The sequence below is a fragment of the Paenibacillus sp. genome, assembly GCF_048976745.1.
In the GTDB taxonomy this organism is placed as follows: domain Bacteria; phylum Bacillota; class Bacilli; order Paenibacillales; family Paenibacillaceae; genus Paenibacillus.
The window spans coordinates 765,840-777,853 of record NZ_JBHGUU010000006.1; the positions used below are offsets into that span (position 1 = coordinate 765,840).

Genomic DNA, 12,014 nt, shown 5'->3' on the forward strand with positions numbered 1-12,014 from the left:
AGGGTCCGTTTGCGTTCGATCTGTCTTTTCCAGGATATGATGAATTCAATCATAAGAACATTTGAGGGAGGACATGGGATGAAGAAGTTAATTAGTCTTTTATGTACAGCGGTGCTTGTCATTACACCGATGGCAGATGTCAGCGCAGAGGCGAATACCAGTTCAACGATTGAGGCACGGGCGAAGCAGATCGCCACACAGATGGTGCAAAACTACGGTGTCACCAGTGTGCAATATGCAATCAGGGATGAAGGGAAGCTCATTTTATCAGATAGTGTGGGGATGCACGACAAGGCATCACTGAAGCCAATAGACACGGATAGCATGTATGGCATAGGTTCGGTTAGCAAAATGGTTGTTACGGCAGCCGCCATGAAGCTGGTTGATTCCGGAAAAATAGATCTGGATGAGCCGCTTACTTCGTATATTAAGGACTTTAAGATGGCAGATGCGCGATATACGCAAATCACACCGCGCATGTTGATGAATCATTCATCTGGTCTTTACGGAACACATTATGGAAACAGCATGTTGTTTGACGATAATGACACCCGCAATCATGATGAGTTATTGCTTAAACTTCAGTCCGAAAAACTGAAATCAAAGCCTGGTGCCTTTTCCGTCTACTGCAATGATGGGTTCCAGTTGCTGGAGCTTATGGTGGAACGGGTGAGTGGGTTAAGCTACAGCGAATATATCGCCGAGTACATCAGCGAGCCGTTGAAGTTGGAATCAACGAAGACACCCTTGGATTCCTTTGACAGAACGCAGTTATCCGAAACCTATTGGCCTACACTTGAGATGACGATGCCTACCGAGAATGCCAATATTATCGGTACAGGCGGGGTGTACTCCACCGCAGAGGAGCTGAGTCAATTCGGAGAGGTTTTAATGGGTAACAGACCGGATATTCTGTCCGAATCTGCTGTGAAGGCCATGCAATCTCATGAATATCGTAAGGGCATATGGGTATCTGATGAGCAAAATACGATCAATTATGGTTTGGGGTGGGATGCGGTTGACCTTGCACCTTTTAGCGATTATGGGATTACTGCACTTGCCAAAGGCGGAGATACCATGTTGTACCATGCCGTGTTAATCACCATACCCGAACATGATATTTCAATGGCAGTTCTATCATCTGGCGGATCTTCCGTCTACAATCAGATGTTTGCCAGCAAAGTGCTGCTGGACGTTCTGGAGGATCAGGGCATCATCGACGATGTTCAGCCTGATCAGACATTCTTACCACCTGTCAAAGTGAAGATGCCAACGGAGTTGAATACGTACTCAGGTCTGTATGGTACGGTAGGAGAGACACTGGACATAAGTATCAAGGATGGCGAGTTCAAATTGCCTGCCTTGTTGGGTGGAATTATCCCGGAGCAGAACTATGTGTACACAGGGGATGAACATTTTACAAGTACAGATGGCAGCGTGAAAGCTAGCTTTGTGAAGGAACGTAATGACAAGGTGTATGTTAAAGTTCAGGGCATGATAACGTTACCCGGCATAGGCCAGACGGTGATGAATACGTATGATTATCAAAAACTGGAGCATAACGCACTGGACGCAGCAACCAAAGAGAAATGGGCAGTACGTAATGGCTCGAAATATTACGCTCTGGATGAGAAAATAACATCGATCTTTTACCTGCTTCCATCGATGCTGATCAAGAATCTATCCGTTGATGTCAAAAATGGTTACGCTAATGGTACGCAAATCAAGGATACGAACAACGCAGAGAATGTCGCCCAGATTCCTGTGATGAACGGAAGAGATGCGTTTGATCTGCAATTTTACACGAAGAATGGCGCCGAGATTTTGCTCCAGGATGGGCAGGAATACATTGCAGAGGATGCAATAACTCCAATCTTTGGTGGGAAAAAAGGAATAACGACTATCCCGGCAAACGCTCAAGCCCGGTGGTATGCCATCGACGCCCGATCGGCGAACAAATCCATCACAGTGGATTCTCCGAAGACTGGAGGTTACGCAGTATATAATGATAAAGGGGAAATGGTTGACTTCTCTGTAGCAACCAATCAGGAATCAACGAAGCTCCCGAAAAGTGGTTTTATCGTTTTTGGTGGGGACGCCGGTGATGTATTTCAGATTGAATTAAAGTAAAGAAGGGACACTGTTACGAAGTCTCGTTCGCAACTGTCCCATAAATAAAGTAGTATTCAGGAAGTCGCCTTATGGCGGCTTTTTTGATTTTTTATTAGAATAATTTAACAATTTGGTAACTATTCGGCCTCACTGCTCGTTATATTTATGTAGTTATAGATCAGGCTCATCTTTAACAGGAGGAATTATTATCTATGAGTAACAGACATAAACGTCAAACAACGAAACAATGGAAAAGAAGAGCAGGCAGACCCGTCGTTGCTGGTCTTACTGCCGGAATATTGATGGTTCAAGGTGTCATCGGCGTGTTGCCATCTCAGGCACATGCTGAAGCATCGGATGTATCCATCCGTAACTGGTATTCCTATCAGCGAATCACTGTACCTGAACTGAAACCTTCTTGGACAGCAAAAGTAGATAACTATTTGAATATGAACGAATCGTATATCGGGGCTAATGCCATTGCAGAAGAAGGCAAAGTATTCACGTTTGCTGGATCGAAGTTGAGTGCACTTGATGCGACAACAGGTAAGCAGCTGTGGACTTATGGCAAAGACCTGAGCCCGTATATTACCTATCAAGGCGGCGTCCTCTACGGACTGACCAGTGATCATAAGCCTTATGCCTTGAATGCAAAAACAGGCAAAGCAAAATGGCAATCTGTCACATCCACCTGGATTGATACGTATCAGCGTACAGAAGTTTTGATTCCAACGGTGGATACGCTCTACGTGATTAAAGGAAGTACAACGTTTGCACTGGATATCAAGACAGGCAAACTGCGTTGGACGGCAGATGAACCATTAGGGGAAGGTCATGGTACTGAGTATCTTGAAGAATCCAATGGTGTGGTACTGAGAACTTTTTTTGTTCAAGGGGCACTCACGTCCACTCAGCTTAATGCGTATGACAAGAAAACGGGCAAGAAGTTATGGGGACATTTTGGTCAGGGGGAGGCTCTTCAGATCAAAGACGGTCTTGTATACTCAGCGGATTATTATTCTCCAATGTTGGGAGATGATGACGAGTCCTCACCTGAACGCAAATGGAAAGTCAATGCGTACAACCTGAAGACGGGTGTGTTAAAAGGAAGTCAGGAATACACCTGGAAAATCCCCGGTGATCCACCGTATGAGAATGGGTATGGCGGAATTTTTGCGAGTAAAGATAAACTATACATTTTGCAAGGGGATAACATAGCGGAGTATTCATTGAGTTCAACCAAGTCTGAACCCACGCCACTTCGAACTTTTCGTAGCCCTCATGGAGAGAATATGGTGTGGGTTGGCATTACACAGGAAAGGTTGATCTTCAAAAACGCCAACACGGGAGAACTCACAGGTGTTAAGCTGGCTAATGGTCAGGAGGTGCAGTGGCATGGTGATGCCCCCGTTTCTCAGATTGATGTTTATGGTAAAGGCATGTATCGAGCGCAGCGTAACGGCACGCTGCTTGCCCTCAACATGTTGACGGGGCAGCCTGCTTTTCGAGTATCCACTGGTGGTGACCTTCACAACATGACGTTGAGGACAAACGGAATGATCATCATCCAAGCCGAAGGCAGACTTCTTGGGGTTAAGCTGCCAGCATCGCTGAAATAATCGATTTAGAATGAAAATTTAAGGGAGAAGACCGGATCATGGCATAGCTTGCGCCTCTAATCCGGTCTTTTTTATTTTTGCGCGTAAAATACCGCAAAGTCCAAGTATTTGTACATGCAATCTGCCACACAAAACCCCGCTTCCTCCAACCACTCCAATTGATCCTCCAGCGTGGCATTGATATCCACCTTGCGTCTTTCGATCGAAGCCGAGATGGCTTCCTCAGACAGCCCGCTTTGATGAATTGCTTCTAACCAGCGCTGGCGGTAATAGGTGTCCGTATCAGGGGTTCTTCCCTGAACCTGGTCTGCGTTGATGAAACATCCACCTGGTTCTAACAGTTTATGTACAGTTTCAAACACCTTTTTCTTGTCAGCGTGGGTCAGATGGTGAATCGACAGGGAGGAAATAATCATATCGTAGGAACTGGCGAAGTCGTACTTTGAGTAATCCCCGACCACATACTGAACTTGGTTAGCATCAGCAAACCTTCGACGTGCCCCTTCGAGCATTTGATCACTGATGTCGATCAGGGTTACTCGTGCGTTGGGATACTTTTGCAGGACCAATCCGGAGAGAAGCCCCGTTCCTGCACCCAGATCAAGAATACGTGGGGAATCGAGCGGGCTTTCCATTAGATCCAGAGCCATTCCATAAAAATCATCAAAACAAGGGATAAGCTGCTTTCGCTGCACATCATAATCTTGGGCTACCTTATCAAACAGCTGTTTTACTGAGAATTCCATGTGCTTATCACTCCTTGAGGTTTTCTCCATAGTTTACAAAGTGACAGTCCTCAAGGGAAATACCGATTATGGATAAGTTCATAGGCTGGAACTATGGGTTCCGATTCTCTGTTATGGGGAATAACCCATTTGACTTAGAGCACACTCTAAGGTGTAGACTTGGCAACAGAAAAACTATTGCCAAGGAGATGAACAATATGACACCGAAAAATAATTTCAAAACTTTACAACATAAAATGGGCTCAGGCTTCAACCATAACAGTACAGCGCAGGATGTATTGGGAGATCTCGACTTGTCAGGACAGCTTGCTATTGTAACGGGTGGATATTCCGGTCTGGGGTTGGAGACGACACGTGCGCTTGTTAATGCGGGAGCCCAGGTAGTGGTGACTGCACGTCGTCCAGCGGTTGCTCAGGAAGCGCTCTCTGGTCTGGAAGGAGTTGAAATAGATGCACTGGACCTCGCTGATTTATCCAGCGTTTGTGCTTTTTCCGAGCGGTTTCTAGCGAGTGATCGGAACATCGACATGCTGATTCTTAATGCTGGCATCATGGCTTGTCCGGAGACACGGGTTGGACCTGGCTGGGAAGCTCAATTTGCAACAAACCATCTGGGCCACTTTGCCCTGACTAATCTGTTATGGCGAGCACTCGCAAGTCAAGGGGGAGCACGTGTTGTTTCCTTGGCATCCGCGGGACATCATTTCTCACCAATTCGATGGGATGACATCCATTTCGAGCAAGGTTATGAGAAATTCCCTGCCTATGGGCAGTCTAAAACAGCAACGATTTTATTCAGCGTTGAGCTGGATCGTCGAGGTGCAGAGCACGGAGTACGGGCTTTCTCTGTTCATCCAGGCGGAATTATGACACCACTGCAGCGTCATATGCCAAAAGAGGAAATGATTGCTCTGGGCTGGATTGATGAATCTGGACAAGTGGCCAATCCTGCGTTTAAAACCCCTGAGCAGGGGGCAGCGACGGAAGTCTGGGCAGCAACATCTCCTCAGCTTGAGGGAAAAGGCGGTGTCTATTGTGAGGATTGTGACATCAGTGAATTGGCTCCCGAGGATGGGGGTTTCTATGGGGTCAAGAAGTATGCCATCGACCCCGAGCAGGCTGTTCGTTTATGGGAGCTATCGGCCGAGCTGACTCAAACGGATATAGAACCATCCTGATCATGTAGGGATCATGTCGTTAACTTGTCCACGAAATAACGGTGATGTATGAGAAACGTCTTGCGGTATTATCCGGCCTAGATGCTGGTTCCGCGAGGCGTTTTTTTATTTCTGAAAACATAATTATAAATCGATGAAAATTTTTCATATATCTTTAAGTTGAAATTAATCATACTCTCATCTAATTCATGCTTAATAGAGGATAAGCCACGATACATCATACATAAGGAGCAACGCCTATGAAATTCAAGAAAAAACTCGGTACGGTCAGGAACCGTTTGGTAGCATCATTTTTAATCGTATTATTACTTCCGAGTCTGGTTATCGGAGGATTCGCCTATCTTACCGCCAAACAGCAAGTAGATACACAGCTAGCCAACATGGCCAACACCGACATATCACTCGTTAGCAGCATGGTCGACCAATACATACAAGCCAAACAATCAGATGTGGGTCTATTATCCGAATCCATTACATCCACGAATTCTGAAGCCTCATTAAAATCCTATACCAATAATCATTCGGAGGTCGAATCAGCTATTTTTGTTAACAGCGAGGGACAGCATGTGTATGCTTCTTCCAGTCAGAGCGAACCGGTCAACGATAAACCTCTGGAGAGCGAATACTATAAGAAGGCGGTGGCCGCGCCAGGACAGGTTGTTCTAACGGAGCCGTTCACTTCGGAACAGTCGGGTAACACGGTATTGACCTTAGCGAAAGCATCCAGTGACAGCAAGTCAGTTGTCGCCATAACCCTTGATTTAAGTGCTTTGCAAGAGACTGTAAGCCAGATCAAAATTGGAGATAATGGCTTTGTCGTCATTTTTGGCGCCAATGGCTCTATGATCGTAAATCCGCCGTGGGGAACTGAAGGTTCTCAGGGTGAGGATGCGGAGACTGGTAGTGCAATTCCGTTCAGCTCTTCTTCCGATGCAGAACAAGACAGCTCTCAAGGTGACGGAGGACCCGGGAGAACGATGTTTGAGGGGGACTCCGGTCAAATTGAGCAAAGTTCTCCTGAAGGAGAGACACGTAACCTTGTCTATATTACCAATCAGCTTACGGGTTGGAAAATTGCAGGGGATCGCTCGCCGATCGAGATCGTGCAGGCGGCCAAACCCATCTGGAACAATACATTAATGGTCATCGCCGTGTTTGCTCTGTTAGGTATAGGGATGACAATCTTGATCGTGCGATCGATCACCAAACCACTCAAAACATTGAATGATGTATCCGGGGAAGTCAGTCGGGGAGATTTAAGCCAAAGCGCAAGTATTCCTTCAAATGATGAACTCGGCCAGTTGGGGGATGCTTTCAACCTTATGGTCGGTTCCCTGAATTCCATTGTATCCGAGGTGAAGAATTCGTCTAATCAACTGGTCACTGCTTCGGAACAGTTATCCGCTAATGCGGGTCAAAGTGCTACGGCAACAGGACACATCGCTGAAACGATCGAACAGATGGCAGAAGGCGCTGACAGACAGGTTGCGCTGGTTGAAGAAAGTCTGCGTACTATTCATCATGTGGCAGAACAAATCGGTTATATCGCCAATAATGCCTCAGCGACAGCTTTAGCTACAGAACATGTTGCAGAGAAATCAAAAGAAGGTGGGCAGGCCATCAATGGCGCTGTGACACAAATGGGAACCATTCACCATTCCGTCAATCGTGTGTCGGATGGTATTAACCATCTGGTTCAGATTTCGTTGGAGATCGGGCAGATTATCAAGGTGATCTCCGATATCTCCCGTCAGACCAATTTACTGGCTTTAAACGCTAGCATTGAAGCTGCACGGGCAGGTGAGCACGGCAAAGGATTTGCTGTTGTAGCCAAAGAAGTAGGTGCACTCGCGGAGCAGGCAGCTGATTCAGCGAAGCAAGTCACCACACTAATCGGCAGCATTAACGAAGGAATCCGGCATGCGGATCAGTCGATGGTTGAGGCGATTAGTGAAGTTTCCAAAGGGATGAACGTAATGAATACGGCGGGCCAGCTCTTTGACGAGATCACTTTGTCCGTGGATACGGTGAACAACAAAGCCAGCGAAGTGTCCACAATGGCCGATGATATTGTTCAAGAAACCTCCCATGTGGTGGCGAAAATCGAGGACATTTCTCATGTCTCGCGTGAAACGGCGGAAGGGGCGCAAACAGTATCTGCGGCAACAGAGCAACAGCTGGCTTCTATGCAGGAGATTAGCTCATCTTCTTCTTATCTTGCCCGCATGGCATCACGTCTTCAGGAACTCACGGAAAAGTTCAAAATCTAAAGAGAATGCGATTAATTATAATGAAAACAACATAATTTCAAACAAAATCTCCTATTTAGCATATAATAAAGAAGGAGCATCTCATTTTCGCGATGGTGCAATCATTTCTTTATGAATTCAGGGAGAGAAAATCATGAATATTTTTGAGCATCAGATACCTTTGGAAAAAGTGAAATTCAATGAACCACTAAAAAATCACACGTTTATTAAAATAGGTGGTAATGCAGATATTCTCATCCATCCAACAACAATAGACGAAATCACTAAAATCGTGGAAATTGCCAACTTACATCAGTTACCTCTGACGGTCATTGGAAAAGGCTCCAACGTCATTATTAAAGACGGGGGTATCCGTGGAGTAACGATTTCTCTTAGCCACTTCGATCAAATTAAAGTGAGTGAGGACAGCATGATTGCGCAAAGTGGCGTTGATATCATTGATGTATCCCGACTTGCTTTGGAGCATAGCTTGACCGGTTTGGAGTTTGCTTGCGGCATTCCCGGAAGCACGGGGGGCGCACTTTACATGAATGCTGGTGCTTATGGCGGTCAGATTGCAGATGTTGTTGAACGTGCAACTGTGATCACCAAAGACGGTACAGTGTTGGAGATCCCGCGAGAAGAGATGAAGTTTGGTTATCGAAATAGTCTCTTCAAGATGGACCACTATATCATATTGGAGGCCGAGTTCGGGCTCCAAAAAGGAAACAAGGAAGATATTGCAGGCAAAATGAAGGAATTAACGTTCCTTAGAGAATCCAAGCAGCCGCTTGAGTTCCCCTCTTGTGGAAGTGTATTTAAACGACCTGAAGGACATTTTGCAGGTAAACTGATTCAGGATTGTAACTTGCAGGGCACTCGCATCGGAGGTGCAGAAATCTCCATGAAACATGCAGGTTTTATCGTAAATGTGGATCACGCTACTGCCCAGGATTATATGGATTTGATCCAATTTATTCAGAAGAAAGTCTATGATACGTTCCAGGTTGAATTGGAGACCGAAGTGATCTTCCTGGGAGAATAGTTTCGATGAATGACTTAAGAGGTCGCCGCTGGCGGCCTTTTTTTGATTGTATGACTTGGACTCAAACAAGAATCCATATGCTAATTATGGTAATATTAGAATGATTTTATTTAATATTTCATCGTTATGATAAGGAGTGTACTTGGAGATGTCCAAACGTAACAGGAGAATTTTTCTAATGATCACAATGGTAATTTTACTGACGCCCTTGTCAGTCCTGACATATATGTATATGAATGAAATTGCAGGCGGGTTAGCTGATCAACGGATATCCAAGGTCTGGGAATTACGTGAACCTGTTCATATTCCTATTGCGAACAGTCCTGAGAGGGCAGTTCAGGAATTTAGAGGTGAGTTTTATACTTCCCAATTCATTCATCAGGAGGCTGTAGACGGTGGCATGATTTTGTTCACACAAAAAAAGGGTCGGGAAAACAACAGTAATCTTCAGATGGAGTATACCCGCAAGAATCTTTTCGGATGGAAGTGGGTATGGGGCGGAGGATATTCAATCACTGAGGGGCCAGACACCAAGTTTGCTTTGAATTATATGAGTATACCAAAGTTGGATAAAGTTTCGGCCCCGTTTCCCATGTTGTTTGGTGACATCATAGACTCCACTATCAAACGTGTAACTGTTGAGATCAAAGAAACTGGTAAGCCCGACACATTCGATACAAAGCTGGTTGAAGCAGGTGAGAGTCAACAAATCTGGTACGTATTCCTGCCTTCATCAGCTACTCTTCCTTATACGATCAAAGCATACGATGAAAAGGGGAAACTCCTAATTAACAAAGGCATTGAAGAGACAGATGGATATGGCTCATTACTTATTGGAGAATAGTACAGATAGAACCACGCAAAAAAACAGCGGCATTCGAAGACTTATGTTCCAGTCTAAGCGTGCTGCTGTTTTTATGGTCAGGTAGTATTGGTTAGATGGACTTTGAATCATCAGCAGTATGATTGGCTTTCACATATTTGAGCTGTGCAACGATGATGACGCTGATGATCACCAGCAGGAACCACGAACTGATCTTGCTAAAGCTAACCAGTTGCCAGGCATCATGCTGATCAGGATATTTCCAGCCATTGAAAAATGTAGCGATGTTCTCTGCAGTCCAGATGAAGAAACCAACAATGATAAAAGCGAGTGATAACGGCATTCGATAGGTTATTGCTCGTACCCGGTAGATAATCCATGTTTTCCAGAAAACAATAAATACAAGCGCCGTCAACCACCAGCGAAAGTCAGGAATAAAATGATGGGTGAAAAAGTTGATATAAATGGTTGCTCCGAGCAGAACGGAAGGTATTAAACCAGGCCATCCGGTCATGTCCATTCGCAGTCTTCGCCACACCTGACACATAAAGCTGGCTACACTTGCATACATGAATCCACTATAAAGAGGGACACCCAAGATTTTGGTGTACGCTGGCTCAGGGTATGACCATGATCCCATCCATACTTTGTAGATTTCCAGCACCAGGCCAATAATGTGAAATACACAGATGACCTTGATTTCATCCCGGGTTTCCAGACCGCTTCGATACATCAGGTACTGCACAACAAGCAATACCAGCAGGATGGCATCATATCGATAAAGGAAAGGAATCGGGATTACGCTGGACAGGGCCAATGTCCCAAAGATCGCTACAGGAAATATGCAGCTCATCGCCTGATGATAGCCAAAATGAAGTAGCTGTATGAGAGGTTTCAATTCAAGTTTAACTCCTTTCCAAACACATTGGAGAAAGATTATAAGATTTAAGGGTTCATCATAGGGCGTTTTTTGCCTACACTCCATAATATAGATATGATCCCTGAATAAAAATAGAAAAAAACACGCAAATCTGTTCTTGTTTTCAACCTCAATCATCAGGGGAGCGCTCTATTAGCGGCGACTTGGTCATTCCATGTATATTCTCTCGTGGTTATGTTAAAATGAAATTCGTACAATTACATTAGACAAGGAGGCCGCTATGCAGCCGATACAACCTCAAGATATTCAGCTCCGGATCGATCAACTTGCGGATCAGGACTTATACGTACACCTCGAACTCACGTCTGGAGCGTATGCGCATCACTATGACAGTTCGAAGCACCCAGCGTCGGCATTCATTACCAATGCGGCCATACGATATACACAGGGGTCCATTTCAGGTACGGGTCCATACCGGGTTGGTCTGAAAACCACTCAGGGTTGGCTATACGCCGAGGGCCTTACACATATTGATGAGCAGGAACAAGAAAGACTGATTCTCGCCGGTCACGACACCCAAGGTAAACTAGTTGTGGCGTTACAATTAAGCCGAGAGATGTTCTGATGAAAGCGGAGGATTGAATAACCATGAATACTATACACAATGAGCATGAACGAATCCTGGTGGTGTATCCACATCCGGATGATGAAGCTTTCTCCGTCTCCGGAACATTAGCCAAGTACATAGAAGGCGGCTCTCACGTTACCTATGCTTGTCTAACACTGGGCGAGATGGGACGCAACATGGGAATTCCTCCTTTTGCTAATCGCGTCACATTGCCTAAGATCCGTAAACAAGAGCTGATTGAAGCGTCGGCAGCCATTGGAATTCAGGATTTAAGAATGCTTGGTTTTCATGATAAAATGATTGAATTCGAAGACCCGCAACTGCTCGACGATAGCATCATGGCACTCATTAAGGAACTGAATCCCTCCCTTGTGATTACCTTCTATCCGGGGTTCAGTGTACATCCCGATCATGATGCGACGGGAGAAGCCGTCATTCGCACGATAAGTCGTCTTCCTGTGGGAGAGCGTCCGTTGGTTCATTGTGTGGCATTTGCCCACAACCAGGAACAATTCATTGGTAAAGCGGATGTCATCGTTGATGTAACCGGATTTTTGAAACAAAAAATGGCGTCGATTCGGGCCCACCGTTCACAGTTTCAGGCAGCGGAGCTTGTCGGAGATCGAGAGTTGAATCAAGAAGAGATCCAGGCCCGTTTTGGCAGAGAAAGATTCTGGACCTACCCATTTGCCTAACATCATTATGTAGAAGTCGCCAATTTGGCGGCTTTTTTT

At 45.4% G+C, this 12,014-nt stretch carries 10 protein-coding genes; 8 read left to right on the forward strand and 2 right to left on the reverse strand.

Going from position 1 to position 12,014, the window contains the following annotated elements; translation table 11 throughout:
- Positions 1-78 precede the first annotated feature (78 nt).
- Both ACE3K2_RS10155 and ACE3K2_RS10160 read left to right on the forward strand, forming a co-directional pair.
- Positions 79-2,130, forward strand: coding sequence for a serine hydrolase domain-containing protein (locus ACE3K2_RS10155; RefSeq protein WP_421889426.1), 2,052 nt, complete (start codon positions 79-81; stop codon positions 2,128-2,130).
- 194 nt (positions 2,131-2,324) lie between these two features.
- On the forward strand, positions 2,325-3,731 hold the full coding sequence (locus ACE3K2_RS10160; protein WP_421889428.1) for a PQQ-binding-like beta-propeller repeat protein: 1,407 nt from the start codon (positions 2,325-2,327) through the stop codon (positions 3,729-3,731).
- Positions 3,732-3,802: 71 nt separating this feature from the next.
- Here the strand turns inward: ACE3K2_RS10160 and ACE3K2_RS10165 are convergent, their stop codons facing one another.
- A complete protein-coding gene (locus ACE3K2_RS10165; RefSeq protein WP_421889430.1) occupies positions 3,803-4,477 on the reverse strand; it encodes a class I SAM-dependent methyltransferase in 675 nt (224 codons plus the stop codon).
- A gap of 197 nt (positions 4,478-4,674) precedes the next feature.
- On the opposite strand from ACE3K2_RS10165, the gene ACE3K2_RS10170 reads away from it, so the two are divergent.
- The 4 genes from ACE3K2_RS10170 to ACE3K2_RS10185 all read left to right on the forward strand — a co-directional run bounded on the left by ACE3K2_RS10170 (position 4,675) and on the right by ACE3K2_RS10185 (position 9,793).
- Positions 4,675-5,655 (forward strand): SDR family NAD(P)-dependent oxidoreductase, encoded by a 981-nt coding sequence (locus ACE3K2_RS10170; RefSeq protein WP_421889432.1) that lies wholly within the window; start codon positions 4,675-4,677, stop codon positions 5,653-5,655.
- 239 nt (positions 5,656-5,894) lie between these two features.
- The gene (locus tag ACE3K2_RS10175; protein WP_421889434.1) at positions 5,895-7,925 is read left to right on the forward strand and encodes a methyl-accepting chemotaxis protein; all 2,031 of its coding nucleotides are present in this window, start codon (positions 5,895-5,897) and stop codon (positions 7,923-7,925) included.
- A 115-nt stretch (positions 7,926-8,040) separates the two neighbouring features.
- The gene (murB, locus tag ACE3K2_RS10180; RefSeq protein ID WP_421891138.1) at positions 8,041-8,949 is read left to right on the forward strand and encodes a UDP-N-acetylmuramate dehydrogenase; all 909 of its coding nucleotides are present in this window, start codon (positions 8,041-8,043) and stop codon (positions 8,947-8,949) included.
- A 178-nt stretch (positions 8,950-9,127) separates the two neighbouring features.
- Complete coding sequence (locus tag ACE3K2_RS10185; RefSeq protein WP_421889436.1) at positions 9,128-9,793, forward strand: hypothetical protein; 666 nt, start codon at positions 9,128-9,130, stop codon at positions 9,791-9,793.
- Positions 9,794-9,884: 91 nt separating this feature from the next.
- On the opposite strand, the gene ACE3K2_RS10190 is transcribed toward ACE3K2_RS10185, so the two are convergent.
- Positions 9,885-10,670: a DUF817 domain-containing protein gene (locus ACE3K2_RS10190; protein WP_421889438.1), complete on the reverse strand. Its 786-nt coding sequence runs from the start codon at positions 10,668-10,670 to the stop codon at positions 9,885-9,887.
- 262 nt (positions 10,671-10,932) lie between these two features.
- Between ACE3K2_RS10190 and ACE3K2_RS10195 the strand changes: the two genes are divergently transcribed.
- Together ACE3K2_RS10195 and bshB2 are read left to right on the forward strand one after the other, a co-directional pair.
- Positions 10,933-11,277 (forward strand): YojF family protein, encoded by a 345-nt coding sequence (locus ACE3K2_RS10195; protein WP_421889440.1) that lies wholly within the window; start codon positions 10,933-10,935, stop codon positions 11,275-11,277.
- A gap of 23 nt (positions 11,278-11,300) precedes the next feature.
- Complete coding sequence (gene bshB2, locus ACE3K2_RS10200; RefSeq protein ID WP_421889442.1) at positions 11,301-11,975, forward strand: bacillithiol biosynthesis deacetylase BshB2; 675 nt, start codon at positions 11,301-11,303, stop codon at positions 11,973-11,975.
- Positions 11,976-12,014 lie beyond the last annotated feature (39 nt).

Excerpts from the sequence above, each read along its gene's own strand:
- ACE3K2_RS10185 (WP_421889436.1), top strand. The coding sequence starts at position 9,128 with ATGATCACAATGGTAATTTTACTGACGCCCTTGTCAGTCCTGACATAT.
- ACE3K2_RS10165 (WP_421889430.1), bottom strand. The coding sequence starts at position 4,477 with ATGGAATTCTCAGTAAAACAGCTGTTTGATAAGGTAGCCCAAGATTAT.
- ACE3K2_RS10155 (WP_421889426.1), top strand. The coding sequence starts at position 79 with ATGAAGAAGTTAATTAGTCTTTTATGTACAGCGGTGCTTGTCATTACA.
- bshB2 (WP_421889442.1), top strand. The coding sequence starts at position 11,301 with ATGAATACTATACACAATGAGCATGAACGAATCCTGGTGGTGTATCCA.
- ACE3K2_RS10170 (WP_421889432.1), top strand. The coding sequence starts at position 4,675 with ATGACACCGAAAAATAATTTCAAAACTTTACAACATAAAATGGGCTCA.
- ACE3K2_RS10175 (WP_421889434.1), top strand. The coding sequence starts at position 5,895 with ATGAAATTCAAGAAAAAACTCGGTACGGTCAGGAACCGTTTGGTAGCA.
- ACE3K2_RS10195 (WP_421889440.1), top strand. The coding sequence starts at position 10,933 with ATGCAGCCGATACAACCTCAAGATATTCAGCTCCGGATCGATCAACTT.
- ACE3K2_RS10160 (WP_421889428.1), top strand. The coding sequence starts at position 2,325 with ATGAGTAACAGACATAAACGTCAAACAACGAAACAATGGAAAAGAAGA.